Origin of the sequence: Aurantimonas sp. 22II-16-19i (assembly GCF_002088275.1) — a bacterium.
Lineage (GTDB): Bacteria > Pseudomonadota > Alphaproteobacteria > Rhizobiales > Rhizobiaceae > Jiella.
On record NZ_AQQS01000003.1, the window covers coordinates 161,944 to 180,349 of the forward strand.

Sequence of the window (18,406 nt, forward strand, 5' to 3'; positions counted from 1 at the left end):
CGGAGCCCACCTCCTCCCGGGCAAAGGCGAAAGACGGTCTGCCGATCTCCTCCCGATAGGGCAGACCACTCCCATGTCGCCCGCCGGTCCTCCCCCGGCGGGCGCATTCGGGAGCCAGAAGAGTTTTAGAGTTTCGCCAAAGCCCACCTCCTCCCGGGCAAAGGCGAAAGATGGTCTGCCTATCTCCTCCCGATAGGGCAGACCACTCCCATGTCGCCCGCCGGTCCTCCCCCGGCGGGCGCATTCGGGGGAAAGAAAAGTTTCAGAGTTTCGCCGGAGCCCACCTCCTCCCGGGCCGAGGCGGAAGACGGTCTGCCGATCTCCTCCCGATAGGGCAGACCACTCCCATGTCGCCCGCCGGTCCTCCCCCGGCGGGCGCATTCGGGAACCAGAAGAGTTTTAGAGTTTCGCCGGAGCCCACCTCCTCCCGGGCAAAGGTGAAAGACGGTCTGCCGACCTCCTCCCAATAAAGGCAGACCACTCCTATGTCGCCCGCCGGTCCTCCCCCGGCGGGCGCATTCGGGAACCAGAGAGTTTTAGAGTTTCGCCGGAGCCCACCTCCTCCCGGGCAAAGGTGAAAGACGGTCTGCCGATCTCCTCCCGATAGGGCAGACCACTCCCATGTCGCCCGCCGGTCCTCCCCCGGCGGGCGCATTCGGGAACCGAAGAACGAGTTTCAAAGTTTCGCCGGAGCCCACCTCCTCCCGGGCAAAAGCGAAAGTCGGTCTGCCGATGTCCTCCCGATAGGGCAGACCATTCGATGTTGCCCGCCGGTCCTCCCCCGGCGGGCTTCGTCGTTTCTGGGGCCTTGAAACGTGAGGCTCGCCGGCGTCCTCGCCAAAAAGTGCCCGCCTGCGCCACGATCCCGGTTTCGCATCGCCGCCGCTTCGCCTAGATAGCAGGCATGTCGAACACACCCATTCATGTCGTCGGTGGCGGTCTCGCCGGTTCCGAAGCCGCCTGGCAGATCGCCGAGGCCGGCATCCCGGTCGTCCTCCACGAAATGCGCCGGGTGCGCGGCACCGAGGCCCACAAGACCGACGGTCTCGCCGAACTCGTCTGCTCCAATTCCTTCCGCTCGGACGATGCGACGGCCAATGCCGTCGGCGTCATCCATGCCGAGATGCGGCTCGCCGGCTCGCTGATCATGGCGATGGCCGACAAGCACCAGGTGCCGGCGGGAGGCGCCCTCGCCGTCGACCGCGAGGGCTTCTCCGCCGCGGTGACGCGGACGCTGGCCGAGCATCCGCTGGTCACCCTCGAGCGCGGCGAGGTCGAGGGTCTGCCTCCGGAAGAATGGGGCACCAGCATCGTCGCCACCGGGCCGCTGACGGCGCCCTCGCTCGCCGAATCGATTCGGGCAGCGACGGGCGAGGATGCGCTCGCCTTCTTCGACGCCATCGCGCCCATCGTCCACTTCGATTCGATCGACATGGACAAGGCCTGGTTCCAGTCGCGCTACGACAAGGTCGGCCCCGGCGGCACCGGCAAGGACTACATCAACTGCCCCCTCGACAAGGAAACCTACGAGCGCTTCGTCGCCGCCCTCGTCGAGGGTGACCGGGCCGCCTTCAAGGAGTGGGAGGGCACGCCCTATTTCGACGGCTGCCTGCCCATCGAGGTGATGGCCGAGCGCGGGCCGGAGACGCTGCGCCACGGGCCGATGAAGCCGATGGGCCTGACCAACGCCCACGATCCCGAGACCAAGGCCTATGCCGTCGTCCAGCTGCGCCAGGACAATGCGCTCGGCACGCTCTACAACATGGTCGGCTTCCAGACGAAGCTGAAATACGGCGCTCAGGCCGAGATCTTCCGGATGATCCCGGGGCTGGAAAACGCCGAATTCGCCCGCCTCGGCGGCCTCCACCGCAACACCTACCTGAACTCGCCGGTCCTGCTGGACGAGACGCTCCGGCTGAAGGCGCGCCCGCATGTGCGCTTCGCCGGCCAGATCACCGGCTGCGAGGGCTATGTGGAATCGGCTGCCGTCGGCCTGATGACCGGCCGCTTCACCGCCGCCGAAAGGCGCGGCGAGACGCTGTCCGCGCCGCCCCAGACGACCGCGATGGGCGCTCTCCTCGCCCACATCACCGGCGGCCACCTCGCCCATCAGGAAGAAGGCGGCAAGCGGTCCTTCCAGCCGATGAACGTCAATTTCGGCCTGTTCGCGCCCCTCGATCCCGGCGCCATCCAGAAGCCGGAAGGCCAGAAGCGGTTCCGCGGCAAGGAAAAGAGCGTCGCCAAGAAGGCCGCCCTCTCCCGCCGCGCGCTCGCCGACTTCGCCGCCTGGCTCGCCGGCGCCGAAACCCGGCAGGCGGCCGAATAGACACGGCGGCCGCAACAGGGTTCCCTAGCCCGGCTTTACGGGCGCGGGCTTCCTACGGGGCCGATCGATGCGATGCGCACCGACCGTTCTGAGCCGGCGCGCCGGGCGCCGGCATGCCTTCGACTGAAGCTCTGCCGACCATCTCCATCCTGCGTCAGCGCCACTCCGCCGCGCGGTAGAAGGCGTCGAAATCCATTGCGTTGATCCGGTCCTCGTCGCGGCTTATGTAAAGCCAGCGGATGGCGAGCCGAAGGTGCCGGCCGGACCGGCTTTGCAGATCCACCACCGGGACGGTCTTGACGGTGTCCCCGGCTTCGAAGAGCGTCGCCGTCAACCCGTCGATCGCCTCGGCCATGGGAAAACGGTCTGTCGTCGCACCGACTTGCACCACTAGATCACTCCCCTCGATGCGGAAACTGATACCGTCTGGCGCCAAACCGTCATGCACAAGGATCGAGCTCAGCCGCCAGCCCGGAGCCGCGCGGTCGTATCCGGCGATGTCGATGCTACCGTTCCGCCGCAAGGCAGAGCTGCGGCCCTCGGCACGCGCAACGCTCGCCACATCAATGCCGAGACCCTGGTTGACGACGTTCAGCGCCTGCCACGCCGTCTGGCTGCGCAGCGCCACCGCCAGCCGCTCGCCGAGTTCGGGATCGAGATAGGGCGAAAGATCGCCCAGCCGGTCGGCGTCGGACAGCGCCGCGAGGCGCGAGCGCAGCTCCTGCAGTCGCTTCTCGTCCTGCCCCTGAATGCGGATCGCGATGGTCTCGTCGCCCGGCACCCGCGCCCCGAATTCGGCGACGATCCGCCCCAGCTGGCTGGCGCCGACGACGCTCGCCGCCCCCCATGGCCCGAAGGCGGAGAGGGCAAGCAGGAGGACGGGCACGGCCGCCATCGTCCGGATGTCGCGTCGCAGCCGCGGCACGAGTTGAAACGCCAGCACGATCGCCGAGGCGAAGATCCCGAGGACGACGTAGTAGCGCTGCAGCGTTACGCCCTCCGCGTCGATCCGCAGGCCGATGCCGACGGCCGCGAGAGCCAGCGGCACGACCAGCATGAAGGCCCAGGCCCGCGAGAACAGCCGCGCGAAGACGTTGCCGTCCTTCAGGAACGGATCGGCGGCGATGCGCAGCGCCAAAACGAAGAGCGCGTCGAACGTCACGATCCAGCCGATCTCGTTCTTCGGCAGCGATCCGGTCAGGGCGATCTTGGCGGCGTAGAGATGCAGGATGACCGCCGTCGCCAGCGCCAGCGGCGCCGCCACCCAGTCGACCAGCAGCCGCACGCCGCTCACCATCCGGTCGGTGCCGATGGCCGGCCGCTCCTCGAAGTCGCGCGGCAGGCGGCCGAGCGCGAACAGCGGCCCGACCAGCGTCAGGGCAGTGGTGTAGATGTATTCGTAGGTGTCGGGGCTCAGGCCGATCTCGAAGAGGAAGCGGATCATCTCGAGGATCGCCGACAGGCCGAGGACGAAGAGCAGCACCGACAGGAAGGCCAGCGTCACGCCGACCAGCGACCAGAGCGCGAAGTTCCAGAAGCGGGACGGCCCGCCGCGCCCGAGAAACGGCGCCAGCGGCACGAGCAGCGTCAGCGCCGCGGTGATCGCCGGCAGATGGTTGTCGGCCCGACCGTTCCAGTGGACGGCGACGCCGACGACGACGGCCGCAACGGCGGCGACGAGTTGCGAGGCGCCGCGGGACCAGCCCCGCGCCTCCGCCGCAAGCGTCGCCGAGACCGCCGCGGCGGCCGCCGCATAGAGGGCGCCGAGCAGCCAGACGAGGCCGCGATCGTCGGGAATCTCATAGCCTGCGACGGCGAGGTTGCTCAGCAGCGAAAAGGCCAGGATGGCGAGGCAGGCGGCGGGAAAGCGCAGCAGCGCCGTCTCCGCCCCGCGCGCCAGCGACGTGGCGATGCGGCCGGCCCGGTTTGCCGCGCGCGGCGATCCGTCTTCGTCGGTCATTGGCTGCATGGGGCGGGCTCTGCGCGTTGGAGAAAGGTCCGGCCGGCTGCCGGCCATGGGCCGGAACGTCCCGAGGGCGCTCCGTCGTTCAGCCTGCGGCGGCGTCGTCCGCTGACGCCGGCGCCTGGTGGCCAGGCGGGGCTACCATGCCTCAGCCCCGCATCCACCGCCAGAACAGGAAGGCCTTGCGCGGCGCCGAGAGGTCCGGCGGCTGGCGCAGCGCGCCGGCTCCCGCGCGCTCGATCCGGTCGAGATAGGGCGCCGCGAGCAGCGCCGGCAGGAACGCCGCCCGCACGTCCCTCGGGACGTCGGCAAACAGCGCGCGGGCCCTGGCGGCGTGCTCGCGGCCATAGGCGACCATGGCGGCGATGGCACGGCCGGACGGTTCGGCCTCGCCCGCCAGCAACTGCGGGGCGGAGCAGCCGGCGGCGGCGAGGATGTCCGCCGGCAGATAGACCTGCCCCCTCGCCCGGTGGATCGGCAGCAGCCGCAGGACGCCGGCCGCCGTCTGGGCGACGCCGGCATGTCCCGCCGCGTCGGCGATCTTGTCGGCGCCGCCGGGCGACAGGATGGTTGCGGCCAGCACGATTAGTGTCGAGGCGGTCTCCCCCGCATAGGCCTCGAAATGCTCAGCCGACGGCATCGGGTCGTCATAGACGTCGAAGATCCGCGCCTCCAGCATCCGGTCGAAGGCCTGGAGGGGAAGCCGGTGCCGGGCGATGGCCTCGACCAGCCGGCTCGCCACCGGATGCCCGGCCTCGCCGCCACCGGCGACGTCCTCCGCCTCGCCCGCCATTCCCCCGATCACGTCCCGCCACCATTGCAGCCGGATCTCGCCGGGCAGCGGCTGGCTGATCTGGTCGCGCACCCGCGCCACCTCGACATTGAAGGCGTAAAGCGCGGCGAGATCGGCGTGGCTCGCCTCCGGCGCGAAGACGAGGGAGAGCGCGCGGTCGCGGTCGTCGGTCTCGACGAGGTCGTGGCAGGGGTCACGCTCGTTGCCGGCCATTCGCATTCCTCGCAAGGCTGTCGGTCATGCGGCGACGGCCGCGCCCGCATGTCGGCCGGGCCGATGCGCCCGCCGGAGAGCGGGAGCGAACGCGCCCCCGGCGTGGCTCAGTCGACGGCGACGAGCGCCGCCCCGACGGGCCGGCCCTCGGACAGCATGATGTTGAAGGTCCGCACGGCGGCCCCCGTCGACATCGGATCGCAGGAGATCCCGGCCCGCTTCATCCGCTCGGCAAGGCCGGGCGGCAGGCGGCGGATGTCCTTGCCGGTCCCGAACAGGAGAAACCGGATCTCCTCCTTGAAGACGAGCTCGAGCCGGTCGCCGGCAAACGGCTGCTCCGGCGTCGCCGACCAGCCGTAGATCCCCGACGGCAGGCAGAGGATCGAGCCGCGATGCGACATCTCGGCAAAGCGGAACCCGCCATTGCCATAGGCTTCGATCGGCGCGCGGCCCGGGAAATGGGCCTCGCGGATCTCGATTCCCTTCGCCATCGCTCAGGCCCGCCCCGGCGTCACCTGCGTGCGCTCGGTCGGATCCTCCGCCTCGGCCTTGGCCTGCGCCTCGGCGGCCTCCGCCGCTTCCTTGGCGTCGCTCGACCGCAGCTTGAAGAAGATCAGCACTGGCGCTGCGACGAAGATCGACGAGAAGGTACCGATGGCGACGCCGAACAGCATCGAGGCCACGAAGGAGCGGATGACCTCGCCGCCGAAGACGAACAGCGCCGTCAAGGCAAGGAGCGTCGTCAGCGACGTCATCAGCGTGCGCGACAGCATCTCGTTGTCGGACAGGTCGAGCAGCTGGCCGAGCGGCATCTTCTTGAACCGCCGCAAGTTTTCCCGCACGCGGTCGTAGATGACGACGGTGTCGTTGAGGGAATAGCCGACGATCGTCAGGATCGCGGCCACCGTCGACAGGCCGACGTCGAGCTGGGTCACCGTGATGAAGCCGAGCGTCAGGATGACGTCGTTGACCGTCGCGACGATCGCCCCGATGGCGAACTGCCATTCGAAGCGCAGCCAGACATAGATGAGGATGGCGACGAGCGAGGCGAGGACGCCGAGGATCGCGGCCCAGGCGAGTTCGCCCGAGACGGTCGGCCCGACGACTTCCGTCCGGCGGATGTCGTAGTCGGCGGAGATCGCCGCGGTGGCGCTGTCGACCAGCTGCTGCTGGGCGTTGTCGGACGTCTCGGTGGCCGTTCCGATGCGGATCAGCGCCTCCCGGTCGGTGCCGAACTCCTGGACCTGCGGGTCCCGGATTCCGGCCGCGCCGAGCCGCTCGCGCAGGTCGCCGATGTCGGCATTGCCCTGCTTCGCCTGCACCTCGATCAGCGTGCCGCCGGTGAAGTCGATGCCGAAATTCGGCCCGATGGCGAACAGCGACACGATGGAGGCGACGCAGAGCGCCATCGACAGGCCGAAGATCTGCAGCCGCACCTTCATGAAGGGGATGCGGGTGACGTCGGGCACCAGCCTCAGCCAGCCCCTCGGCAGCTCGCGCGGCCGGCGGCTGCGGACCCAGGCGGCGACCAGCCAGCGGGTCAGCGTGAAGGCCGTGAACACCGTCGTGACGATGCCGACGGCGAGCGTCACGGCGAAGCCGCGCACCGGGCCGGAGCCGAGGAAGAACAGGACGATGGCGGCGATCAGCGTGGTGATGTTGGCGTCGAGGATCGTCGCCAGCGCCTTCTGGAAGCCGACGTCGATGGCCTGGACGACCGAGCGCCCCTGCCGCCGCTCGTCGCGGATGCGCTCGTAGATGAGGACGTTCGAATCCACCGCCATGCCGACGGTCAGCACGATGCCGGCGATGCCCGGCAATGTCAGTGTCGCGCCGATCGCGGTGAGGATGGCGAACAGCAGGACGACGTTCACCACCAGCGCGATATTGGCGATGATACCGAGGAAGCCGTAGGCCGCCAGCATGAACAGGACGACGGCGACCGCGCCGATGATGCCGGCGATCTCGCCGGCGGCGATCGAATCGGCGCCGAGGCCCGGTCCGACGGTGCGCTCCTCGATGATGTCGAGGGTCGCCGGCAGGGCGCCGGCGCGCAGCAGCACCGCAAGATTGTTGGCCGATTCCGCCGTGAAGGAGCCGCTGATCTGCGCCTGGCCGCCGAGGATGGCGGTGCGGATCACCGGGGCGGACAGCACCTTGTCGTCGAGGACGATGGCGAAGGGCTTGTTGACGTTGGCCTGGGTGACGCGGCCGAAGCGCTGGGCACCCTGGCTGTCGAAGCGGATGTTGACCACCGGCTCGTTGGTCTGCGGGTCGAAGCCGACCTGCGCGTCGGTGAGGTTCTCGCCGGAGACCATCACCTGGTTGCGCACCAGGATCGGCTGGGGCGTCGTGTCGGTGGTGTAGAGGAGCTGCGAGCCGGCCGGGGCGCGCGAGCCGCGCGCCACCTGTTCGGCATTTTCGCTCTGGTCGACCAGCTGGAAGGTCAGCTTGGCGGTCTGGTTGAGCAGTTCCTTCAGGCGCTGCGGGTCGCCGAGGCCCGGCACCTGCACCATGATGCGGTCGGCGCCCTGGCGCTGGATCACCGGCTCGGTCGTGCCGAGCTCGTCGACGCGGCGGCGCACCACCTCGATCGACTGGGTAACGGCCGTCGAGATCCGGTAGGCGATGCCGTCGTCGGTCAGGCTGGCGGTCAGCACCCCCGGCTGCGGCTGGTCGAGCGCCACTTCGGCCACCGAGCCGGCCGCCATCAGCCCGCTGGAGATCGGCTGCGTCAGCGGCTCCAGGGCCTCCTGCGCGGCGTCGGCCTGGGCCGGGTCGCGCAGCCGCACCGTGATGGTGCGGCCGTTCGCCGAGATCCCCGAATAGCCGATCCGCTCGTTGCGCAGGAGCTGGCGCGTCTCGTCCTGGATCGCCTGGAGGCGGTCCGCCTCCAGCGAGTCGCGGTCGATCTGCAACAGGATGTAGGAGCCGCCCTGCAGGTCGAGGCCGAGCGTGACGGTATTCTTCGGCCAGAACTCCGGCAGGCTGTCGGTGACGCTGCGCGGAAGCACGTTCGGCGCGGCATAGACGAGCCCGACGAGAACCGTCAGCCAGATGAGGATCGTCTTCCAGCGCGAGAAGTAAAGCATGGCGGTCTCGCAAGTGTCGAACCAAGGCCCCTGCCCCGGTTCGGTTTCAGCGCCTTCGCCGTCCTGCCGCAGCTACGGCAGGCCAGACGAGGTTACGACAGAACGTGCCGTTGGTCCAAGACCTTGGCTATTTGTTGTTGGCTGCCGCCGGTTCGCCCTTGACGCGGACGTCGGTCACCGTCCCCTGCAGGACGCGGACGCGGACCTGCTCGGAGATCTGGACCTCGAGCTCGCCATTGTCGAGGACCTTGGTCACCTTGGCGACGATGCCGCCGCCGGTGACGATCGTGTCGCCGCGCCGGATGTTCTTCAGCATCTCCTCCCGCTTCTTCATCTGCGTCCGCTGCGGGCGGATGATGAGGAAGTACATGATCGCGAAGACCGCGACGAAGGGAAGAATACTGATCAACAATTCGCTTCCACCACCGGTCATACCACCGGTCTGGGCGAAAGCCTCGGACACGAACATCATCAACCTCGCTAAAAGAGTTTCGGCAGACGGCCGATGCGTCGGCCGCCGGACAAGCCCGGATTTCCGTCTGGAAGCCCGCCCGAGCGTGGCCGGAATATACGAACGGCCGGGTCCAATGCAACAAGCCAGCGCATTTGCAGCCCGCCCGATCCGCGCCTATGGAGACGGGACGGCGTCCCGCCTCTCCTTCCGGCGACGCCGCCAGCCACCCTCCAGCCCCGACCGACGGACCACGACATGCCGCAGGACAGCGACCTTTCCCGCATCGCCGCAAGCCTCGAAGCCATCGCGGCGAGCCTCTCCCGCCTTGCGCCGCCGAGCCCCCGCGAGCCGGACTTTGCCGCCGCCGACTGCTTCGTCTTCGACCCCGATCTCGGCCTCAAGCCGGTGCAGCGGGTCAACCGGGTGCCGATCCTGCTCCTGAAGGGGATCGAGCGCTCGCGCGACATCCTCTTCGAGAACACCCTGCGCTTCGCCAAGGGCCTGCCGGCGAACAACGCGCTTCTGTGGGGCGCGCGCGGGATGGGCAAGTCGTCGCTGGTCAAGGCGGTTCACGCTGCCGTGAACGCCGAGATCGCCGGGGGCGACGGGACCGGAACCGCCGGGGGCAAGCTGCCGCCGCTGAAACTCGTGGAGATCCCGCGCGAGGACATCGCCCATCTGCCGGGGCTGATGAACCTCCTGGTGACGGCGCCGGCGCCGATTCTGCTGTTCTGCGACGACCTCTCCTTCGATCACGACGACACGGCCTACAAGTCGCTGAAGGCGGCGCTGGAGGGCGGCGTCGAGGGGCGGCCGGCCAATGTCCTGTTCTACGCCACCTCAAACCGGCGCCATCTCCTGCCCCGCGACATGATCGAGAACGAGCGTTCGACGGCGATCAATCCCGGCGAGGCGGTGGAGGAGAAGGTGTCGCTGTCGGACCGGTTCGGCCTGTGGCTCGGCTTCCACAATTGCAGCCAGGATCAATTTCTCGCGATGATCGAAGGCTATGTGGAGGCCTACGGCCTCGCCGGCCTCGTGGCGCCCGAGGAGATCCGGCGGGAGGCGCTGGAATGGGCGACGACGCGGGGCAGCCGCTCCGGCCGCGTCGCCCACCAGTTCATCATGGACCTCGCCGGCCGCCTCGGCCGTCCCCTCGAGATCGTGGCGAACGCCGGGAAAGGCTGACCCGCCGCAGCGTTGCCCTGCGGCCCCATCCAGAGACGGGCCGCACCGCGCGGCGCTCCGACGCCCCGGGCCATTCGCGCTAATCCCTCCGAGCCGGTCGGCTCGCCGCGCCACCGTCTCGCCGGTCCGGCCAAACCGACGCGACTCACCAGAGTCTGATCCCGAAAAGTTCGAACCGGATTCCGGAAAAGATGACGCGGCAACAGGAGGACGGAGCGGGATAGCACCTCCCGATCCAGCCCGGCGAGCCACTCCCGGCAACCCGCGCCACCTTCCGAAACCACTGTCCGGCAAGCCCTCACCGCGCGGCAAGAATCGTGCCCCGGCCGCGGCGGTGCATTTCGAGCCGGCGCCCATACGCGCCCCGATCTGCACACCGGAAGGTATGGCCGGCGGGCGCCCCTTCCCGCCGGCTCACACCCTTCGGCTCACCGGAGATACGCCTCCGGCGCGTCGACCGAGTTGCCTCTGGCTCTCGGCATGCCCTGTTTGGCCGTCTTTCGGCGCGCTGATCCGGCGCGCGCGCCGCTCCACATGCCGCCTGATATGCCGGAGCCGGCGACGTCGCGCCGCCTCGCCCGCCCGATCGGCCGGGCGGTCCGCGACCCGGACCGTCCGTTGCCTGCGTGCCGTTGCCTGCGTGCCCGCAGACGCCACCGCCCGCATGGACCGCCTTTGTCACAACGCATCCCCGCCGATTTGGCTCCCGACCGTCGCCTTCCGGATCGTCGCGTTCCGGACCGTCGCCTGCCGGGTCCTTCCGGTCCCACGCCCTTCCGGCCGATGTCCTTCAGCCCCGCCTTCCGGCCGCCGACACGCGGTCCACGCCTTCCGTCTCCTCACGCTCTCGGAGGCGCGGTCCCGCGACTCCGGCACCCTCCGGCACCCCGACCACGCGATCCGCAGGTTCCCGAGCTTCGGCCACGGACGTCGATCGCCGAAAGGACAGGCTCGCACGGCATGCCGACCGGCGTGATCGGCTGACCTGAGGCTATGCCTGTGTGATTTGCCTGCCTGTGTGATTTGCCTGCCTGCATGATCTGGCAGCCTGCGTGATCTGGCTGCGACGGCCCGCAGAAAGCGCGGAGACCGGCACGCTCTGCCCCGCGGGCCGCAGGCTTCGACCCTGCCGGCCCGGCGGCGCGCCCGAGGATGCGCCCAGAGATCCGGTTGCTTCGATGGGGCTCGCAACGGCTCGAATCCGGCAGAAGCCGAAACTCAAGTCATGCGGACCAGAAGTCATTCTGAGAAAAACTCATTCGGGCCAACGGTAAAATGCTTGAGCTCTTCCGTAAGGAAAGCATGCTTCACCGGCGCTGTCGAGACGTATTTTCACCTGAAGCCGCATTTTGTGATTGCATGCCCGCAAGCTCGAAAACCGCAGATGTCCGCTCAGACCTCCGCGAGAAACCCATCGACGCGCGCAAGCACCTGATCGACCGGCAGAAAACCCATTGCGATGGCCTCGTAGCGCCCGCCGTGCCGATCGACGGGCCCGGCGACCAGCGTCGGAAAGCCGGTCACGCCCGACGCCTTCGAGACGGCGAAATCCGCCAGCGTCTCCTCGCGGGTCGCGGCATCTTCGAAGACCGCCGCAAATCGCTCGGCGTCGAGACCCTCCTCCTGCGCCAGAGCGGTCAGGACGGCGGCGTCGGTGACGTCGCGGTTCTCGGCGTAGAAGGCGTGGGCGATGCGCCGGTTGAGCGCGAAGGTGCGGCCGGGATCCAGCCGCCGCGCCGCCACCACGGCCCGCGCCGCCGGCTCGGTGTCGTAGACGAAGCCGGTGCGCTCGAAGAAGCCATAATCGAAGGGCTGGCCGCTCGCCGCCGCCACATGCTCCCAGTGCCGCCGGATCTCGGCCTTGGCCGCGGCGTCCATCGGCTTGTCGTTGAACGGGCGGAGCCCGCCGAGGACGAGCCGGATCGGCAGGTCGGGATGGCGCGTGGCGATCGCGTCGATGGCCGGGGCGAACCCCCAGCACCACGAGCACATGGGATCGGCGAAATAGACGAGATGCGGGATCATGGGTGGCCTCCAGCCTTCTTGTCGCATCGCCGCCCGGCCGTCGCAAGCCGCCGGCGGGCCACCGGCAGTTGCAATGGCGCGGAAGATGGGTAACACTACGTCAACACGCTCGTTTATAGTTGGTTCTTCAAGCTCTTGGGAATGCTGCTCCGCAAGTGCGACGGGCGATTCGAGGGGTAGAGGACGTTCGGGTCCCTGCCCTCCGGCAAGCTGTCATGCTCGTTCGCCATCCTGGGAGGAAAACACCGATGCCATTCGCCCCGAAGCCACGTTTTTCCCTGACACCCGTATGGGGCCGCCTGTCGCTGACGGCGGTGGTCCTCGTCGCCGCGCTGGCGGCGGCGCCGGTGACGCTGCCGGCCGGCATGCCGATCCTCGGCGTCACGCCCGCCGAGGCCGGCCACCGGCACCACCGCCGCTGGCATCGTCACCACCACGACGGCATCGGCATCGGCGCCGCAGCGGTGATCGGCGGCATTCTGGGCCTTGGCCTCGGCATCGCGATCGCCGAGCCGCGCTACTATCACGATCCCTATTACCACGGCCCGCGGCCGCTCTACCGCGTCTCCCCCAGGGCCTATCGCCACGGGCCGCGGCCGTGGTCCAGAGCCTGGTATCGATACTGCCACGCGCGCTACCGCTCCTTCGATGCCCGCTCCGGCACCTTCCAGCCCTATCACGGGCCACGCCAGATGTGCCGCTGAGCGGTTCGCGGCGAGACCCTGCGTGCCCAAGATAGCGGCGCGCGACGGGTGAAGCGGGTGAATGGAGGTGGCAGGGCCGGTCAGACCGGCCGCGTCGCCGCCTCCAGCCAGGTGGCATCCTCCGCCGCGAGGTCGGCCGCCAGGGTGTCGCGCACCCGGGCGTGATAGGCGTTCAGCCAGCCCAGTTCCTCGTCTGTCAGAAGCGTCCGGTCGATCAGCCGGCGGTCGATCGGCGCCAGCGTCAGCGTCTCGAAGCCGTGCATCGGCAGGTCGCCCCCCGCGATCGCCTCGGCCTCGGTGACGACGACGAGATTCTCGATGCGGATGCCGAAGGCGCCTTCCTTGTAGTAGCCGGGCTCATTGGAGACGATCATGCCCGGCTGCAGCACCGCCATGCCGCGCCGCGAGATCGACTGCGGGCCCTCATGCACGGCGAGGAACGCGCCGACGCCGTGGCCGGTGCCGTGGGCGTAGTCGCAGCCGGCCTTCCAGAGGGCAATCCGGGCGAGGACGTCGATGTCGACGCCGCGCGTCCCCTTCGGAAACCGGGCCAGCGAGATGCCGATCATCCCTTTCAGCACCTGGGTGAACCGCGTCTTCGCCAAAGGATCGGGCTCGCCGATCGGCACCGTGCGGGTGATGTCCGTCGTCCCGTCGAGATATTGCGCGCCGGAATCGATCAGGAAGAGTTCGCCCGCCCCGAGCCGCCGGTTGGTCTCACGATTCACCCGGTAGTGGACGATGGCGCCGTTCGGGCCGCTTCCCGAGATGGTGTCGAAGGAAATGTCCGCCAGAGCCACGCCGGCCGCCTCGCCGGCCTCGGCCCGGAACGCCTCGAGGCGCTCGGCGGCGGCGATCTCGTCCAGCGAGCCCGGCGCCTGCCGGTCGAGCCAGGCGAGGAAGCGCACCATGGCGAGGCCGTCGCGCCGGTGGGCGGCCCGGCTGCCGGCGAGTTCGCCGTCGTTCTTGATCGCCCGCGGCAGCCGCGCCGGGTCGGTCAGCTCGACCACCCTTCCGCCCGCCGCCTCGACGATCGTGGCGAGCCAGGATGCCGCCAGATGCGGGTCGAGCCCCGCCGCGTGCCCCTTCGCATGTTCGCCGAGCTCGCCTTCGAAGGCCTCCGGCGGCCGGATCTCGGCGAGCGACGACAGCTGCCCCGAAACGCCGTCGTCGAGCTTGTCCGGATCGACATAGAGGCGCGGGCGGCCCGTCGCCGGAACGATGGCGAAGGCCAGCATCAGCGGCGTGTGGGCGACGTCGGCGCCGCGGATGTTGAAGGTCCAGGCGATCGAGGACGGATCGGTGAGGACGGTCAGATCGGCCTTGGCCGCGGCGATCGCCGCCTGCACGTCGCCGATCTTTGCCGCGGCGCTCTTGCCGGCGAGATTGTCGCCATGCAGGAACGCCCGCCCCTTCGGCGGCGCCGGGCGATCCGTCCAGATGCGATCGACCGGGTTGGCCTCGAGCGCCACCAGCGCGCCGCCGGTCGCGGCCATGATCCGGCCCAGCGTCTCGACCTCAGAGATCGTGTGCAGCCAGGGATCGTAAGCGATCCTCAGCCCCGCCGCCTCGCTCTCCAGATAGGCCGGCAGCGGCGTCTCGATGGAGGAGAGCGGCGTCACCGCGCCGAGGTCGATCTGGTCGCGCACCTGCAGCGTATAGCGCCCGTCGACGAGGATCGCCGCCCGGTCGGAAAGGACGACCGCCACGCCGGCCGAGCCGGAAAACCCGGTCAGCCATTCCAGCCGCGCCGCCGAGGGCGGGATGTATTCGCCCTGGTGCTCGTCGGCCCGCGGCACGATGAAGCCGTCGACGCCGGCCTCCTTCAGCACCCCGCGCAACGCGTCGATCCGCGCCGCGCTCTGGGAAAAATCGCCGGGATTGTCGAAACTCTGGAACATGTCGGCCCTTTCGCTGCGCCTCGTCGCTGTGTCCGGCATTTTGCCGGCTGCCGCAAGAGTTCCCCGTCCTCCGATGCACGTCCGGCGACCCCTTCCCGGCTGCCGGAAACCGCGCATGCTGCCGCTCATCTGCCGCTTGTCTGCCCCTCATGCCGCCCCTCATGCTGCATTGCAGCAGGCGGGATGGACCTATGCGGCCGGCCGGCTACCGGCGCCCCGCGATCACGCGCATATTGCAATGCAACGGGAGGCCGGAACCAGTTTTCTCAAGGAGACGCACCATGGCCAACAACGAGACCACCACCGCACGTCCGCGCCAGCAGACCGCCGGCATCATGCGGACGGTCCTCAACCGGATGATGGAAGCCCGCGAGCGCGAAGCCCGCCGCTACATCGCCACCCATTACGGCAAGCGCTTTTCGCCGGACGTCTTCGGCGGCGAGACCACCTCGCATTTCGACGGCCGCGCCCCGCACCGCGGCTGAGCGGCCCGCCGGGCTCCGCCCGGCAGCTGAAGACCCCGTCGGGCTCCGCCCGGCAGCTTTGGACGCAGCCCCCATTCGATGATCAGGGCCCCGTCACCTCGCCCGAGGTGGCGGGGCCTTCCTTGTTCAGGCCGCCCTGCGGCGCAGGCTTTTGCGTTCAGGCCGCCATGCGCCGCAGATGCAGCGCCACCCATTCGCCCCTGACCAGCGTCCGGCAGTGGACGAAGCCCTGGGCCCGGAACGCCGCCCGCACCGCGGCCGCCTGACCGGTGAGGATGCCCGACAGGATGACGTCGGCGCGCGGCGCGGCATGGCGGCGAAACTCTCCCGACAGGCTGATCAGCGGCCCGGCGAGGATATTGGCGACGATGAGGTCGTAGGGTGCCCGCCGGCGCACCTGCGGCGAGGCAAAGCCCGTCGCCTGCGCCGTCTCGACCCTCGCCGCGACACCGTTGGCGCGCACGTTCTCCGCCGCGACCTTGACCGCCACCGGATCGATGTCGGTCGCCAGCACGTCGAGCCGGGCGAGCTTGGCCACCGCGATCGCCAGCACCGCGCTGCCGGTGCCGAGATCGAGCACCTGGCGGGGGCGGCGCAGCCGCACGACGTCGTCGATCAGCGTCAGGCAGCCGGCCGTCGTGCCGTGGTGGCCGGTGCCGAAGGCCATTCCCGCCTCGATCTCGATCGCCAGCTCGTGCGCCCCGACATTTGCCCGGTCATGGGCGCCGTGGACGACGAAGCGCCCGGCCCGCACGGGCTTCAGCCCGGCGAGCACCGAGGCCATCCAGTCCTGGTCCGGCAGGTCCTCGCGCCCGATCGCGACGTCGGGGCCGAGGCCGGCCGCCGCGGCATATTCGGCGGAGCGGTCTTCGCCGTCGCCGGCGTCGACATAGGCGCTGACCTCCCAGATCCCCTTCGCCTCGTCGATCTCGACGAGGGAGAGCGGCGCGCCCTCCTCCTCGAAGGCCGCCTCGATGCGGGCATAGGCGCTGTCGGCGGCGTGGCGCGGCGCGCTGAGGAAATATCGGACCTGCACTGTCAGTTCGTCCCCTCGGTCTGGCGGGTGACCTCTTCGGAGGTCTTGCGGGCCTTTTCCCTGCGCGCCTCGCGTTCGGTCAAGGTGCCGCGGACGATCTTTTCCTGGTCGCGCTCGGCGCGCGGCGGGCCGAAGGAGACGATGACGTCCCCGATGGCGGGCTCGCCCGCCCCTTCCGCGGACGTAAAGATGATCTCCTGCGACGGCTTGATCCAGAGGATCGGCAGCGTGCCGTCGGGCCGCGTCTCGTGGAACTGCCGGATGCCGAACTCCTCCGACAGCCGCGTCGCCTGAAAGGCCCAGCCGTCGATGATGTGGTCGCGCAGCTGGTTGTAGGTCCGCGGCGGCTTGAACAGCGGGATGCCGCCGAGGGAGACGTGCATCGAATGGCGGGCGGCGCCGCCGTTGTCCTGGGTGCCGGTGGTCGAGCCGATCTGGAACACCTCGGAGCGGCCGATCTCGGCGCCGAAGTCGGTGCAGACGAGGGCGTTGTAGGCGTCGTTGTCGGTGGCCGCGATCATGTGGTCGAAGCGCGACAGGTCGAGGGAGTGATGCGCCTCCTCCGACAGGATCTCGCCGAACCACACCTCCACCTCGGCGAGCCGCGCCTCGGAGATGTGCGACCAGTTCGAATCGGCGATCAGCACCGGCACGTTCTGGGCCTTCAGCCGCTGCGCCAGCGCGATCGAGAAGCGCGAGGCGCCGACGATGAGGATGCCCGGCCGGTTGGTGACGCGCAGGTCGAGGAAGCGGGCGAGCGGCTGCAGGGTGAAGCCGTGGAAGAGGATCGTCGCGGCGACCACGGCGAAGGTGTAGGCGACCATCCGGTCGGCGTCCGGCATCCCGAGCCGCGACAGCGTCGCGCCGAACAGCCCGGCCACCGCCACCGCCACGATGCCGCGCGGCGCGATCCAGGAGACCAGCAGCCGTTCCTTGACGCCCAGCCCCGCCCCGATGGTCGAGGTGAAGATCGCGATCGGGCGGATGACGAGGAGGACCAGCACCAGGAAGGCGACGACCCGCCATTCGAGGCTCAGGATGACCGAGCGCTGCAGCGAGGCGGTCAGGATGATGAACAGGCCGGAGACCAGGAGGACGGTGATCGTCTCCTTGAACTTCTGCAATTCGGCGAGGCTCGCAAGCCGCGCATTCGCCATGGTGACGCCCATGACGGTGACGGTCAGGAGCCCGGCCTCCTCGAGCAGGAGGTTGGTCAGGGCGTTCATGCCGACGACGACGGCGAAGAGGATCGGCGCCTTCAGATATTCCGGCGCGTGGCCCCGCGCGAAGAACCGGATCAGCCCCCGGCCGACGAGGATGCCGCCGGCGACCGCGACGACCAGCGCGGCGATGGTGGTCAGGATCAGGTGCTCGGCGTCGTGGGCGCCGCGCAGGACGAGATAGGCCTCGAAGGAGATCACCGCGAAGAGCGCGCCGACCGGATCGTTGAGGATCGCCTCCCAGCGCAGGATCGATGCCGGCCGCGCGCGCAGCCGGGCGTGGCGCAGCAGCGGCATGATGACGGTCGGGCCGGTGACGACGAGCAGCGCGCCGAGGATGATGGCTATCGGCCAGTCCATGCCGCCGACATAATGGGCGGCCAGCGCCGTCATCACCCAGACCATCGGGCCCGAGAACAAGACGACGCGGCGCACCGCCGTCGAGGTCTCGCGGATTTCCCTGAGATTCAGCGTCAGCCCGCCCTCGAAGAGGATGATGGCGACGGCGGTCGAGACCAGCGGGGTGTACAGCTCGCCGAAATCCTCGCGCGGGTTCATCAACCCGGTGACCGGGCCGAACAGCAACCCGACGCCCAGCAGCATGACGATGGCGGGGATCTGCAGCCGCCAGGCCACCCACTGCGAGGCGATGCCCGCGACACCGATCACGGCGAGTTGCATGGCGAGATCGTGCATCGGCAAGAATCCTGTCGGTTCGGGGCGCAAGAAACGCTCGCCCGGCAGCGTCGATGGGGAGCTTCGCTGGCTGGGACGTCGGTGGCTGTGACGAAGATATGGCGCGGCGCGGCAAGGCCCATGGGCCCGGAGGCGAGCCCGCCCAAAGATGGGGCGTTCGTCCGCCGGAACCGCGTCCGCGACGCCATAGCGCAGAGACCGGCGAGAGGTTCCCTCCCCGGCCGAAAGGGACAGGCCCGTCGGCATCGGCGCGAATGCCAGGATCGGCAGAGCGGCGGAAGATCCGGCGGGCGCGCCGGTCGCAGATCGG

13 protein-coding genes are annotated in these 18,406 nt (G+C 69.4%); 4 read left to right on the forward strand and 9 right to left on the reverse strand.

The genetic code is table 11. From position 1 onward, the window contains the following. The first annotated feature begins 904 nt into the window (after positions 1–904). Positions 905–2,326 carry a methylenetetrahydrofolate--tRNA-(uracil(54)-C(5))-methyltransferase (FADH(2)-oxidizing) TrmFO gene (gene trmFO / locus ATO4_RS05025; protein WP_083590314.1) on the forward strand — a complete coding sequence of 474 codons (1,422 nt, stop codon included), beginning with the start codon at positions 905–907 and terminating at the stop codon, positions 2,324–2,326. Between the two features lie 154 nt (positions 2,327–2,480). On the opposite strand, the gene ATO4_RS05030 is transcribed toward trmFO, so the two are convergent. From ATO4_RS05030 to yajC, 5 genes are all read right to left on the reverse strand, one after another. After that, entirely contained in the window at positions 2,481–4,295 is a 1,815-nt protein-coding gene (locus ATO4_RS05030; protein ID WP_176222862.1) for a DUF4153 domain-containing protein, read from the reverse strand. 142 nt (positions 4,296–4,437) lie between these two features. Continuing rightward, positions 4,438–5,295, reverse strand: coding sequence for a phytoene/squalene synthase family protein (locus tag ATO4_RS05035; protein ID WP_083590316.1), 858 nt, complete (start codon positions 5,293–5,295; stop codon positions 4,438–4,440). 107 nt (positions 5,296–5,402) lie between these two features. Beyond that, positions 5,403–5,786, reverse strand: a complete 384-nt coding sequence (locus ATO4_RS05040; RefSeq protein WP_083590317.1) for an Mth938-like domain-containing protein — start codon at positions 5,784–5,786, stop codon at positions 5,403–5,405. A gap of 3 nt (positions 5,787–5,789) precedes the next feature. Further along, entirely contained in the window at positions 5,790–8,387 is a 2,598-nt protein-coding gene (gene secDF, locus ATO4_RS05045; RefSeq protein ID WP_083590318.1) for a protein translocase subunit SecDF, read from the reverse strand. A gap of 127 nt (positions 8,388–8,514) precedes the next feature. Then, positions 8,515–8,856: a preprotein translocase subunit YajC gene (gene yajC / locus ATO4_RS05050; protein ID WP_083590383.1), complete on the reverse strand. Its 342-nt coding sequence runs from the start codon at positions 8,854–8,856 to the stop codon at positions 8,515–8,517. A gap of 240 nt (positions 8,857–9,096) precedes the next feature. Between yajC and ATO4_RS05055 the strand changes: the two genes are divergently transcribed. Further along, on the forward strand, positions 9,097–10,029 hold the full coding sequence (locus tag ATO4_RS05055; protein ID WP_083590319.1) for an ATP-binding protein: 933 nt from the start codon (positions 9,097–9,099) through the stop codon (positions 10,027–10,029). A gap of 1,392 nt (positions 10,030–11,421) precedes the next feature. Here the strand turns inward: ATO4_RS05055 and ATO4_RS05060 are convergent. Further along, the gene (locus tag ATO4_RS05060; protein ID WP_083590320.1) at positions 11,422–12,054 is read right to left on the reverse strand and encodes a DsbA family protein; all 633 of its coding nucleotides are present in this window, start codon (positions 12,052–12,054) and stop codon (positions 11,422–11,424) included. A 248-nt stretch (positions 12,055–12,302) separates the two neighbouring features. Here ATO4_RS05060 and ATO4_RS05065 point away from each other — a divergent pair, with 248 nt between their 5' ends. Then, positions 12,303–12,758 carry a BA14K family protein gene (locus tag ATO4_RS05065; RefSeq protein WP_083590321.1) on the forward strand — a complete coding sequence of 152 codons (456 nt, stop codon included), beginning with the start codon at positions 12,303–12,305 and terminating at the stop codon, positions 12,756–12,758. A gap of 80 nt (positions 12,759–12,838) precedes the next feature. Here the strand turns inward: ATO4_RS05065 and ATO4_RS05070 are convergent, their stop codons facing one another. Then, positions 12,839–14,659, reverse strand: a complete 1,821-nt coding sequence (locus ATO4_RS05070) for an aminopeptidase P family protein (protein WP_083590322.1) — start codon at positions 14,657–14,659, stop codon at positions 12,839–12,841. Positions 14,660–14,940: 281 nt separating this feature from the next. Here ATO4_RS05070 and ATO4_RS05075 point away from each other — a divergent pair, with 281 nt between their 5' ends. Beyond that, the gene (locus tag ATO4_RS05075; protein ID WP_083590323.1) at positions 14,941–15,144 is read left to right on the forward strand and encodes a hypothetical protein; all 204 of its coding nucleotides are present in this window, start codon (positions 14,941–14,943) and stop codon (positions 15,142–15,144) included. Between the two features lie 157 nt (positions 15,145–15,301). On the opposite strand, the gene ATO4_RS05080 is transcribed toward ATO4_RS05075, so the two are convergent. Next, positions 15,302–16,180 carry a 50S ribosomal protein L11 methyltransferase gene (locus ATO4_RS05080; protein WP_083590324.1) on the reverse strand — a complete coding sequence of 293 codons (879 nt, stop codon included), beginning with the start codon at positions 16,178–16,180 and terminating at the stop codon, positions 15,302–15,304. Between the two features lie 2 nt (positions 16,181–16,182). Further along, on the reverse strand, positions 16,183–18,096 hold the full coding sequence (locus tag ATO4_RS05085) for a sodium:proton antiporter (RefSeq protein ID WP_083590325.1): 1,914 nt from the start codon (positions 18,094–18,096) through the stop codon (positions 16,183–16,185). Between the last annotated feature and the right edge of the window lie 310 nt (positions 18,097–18,406).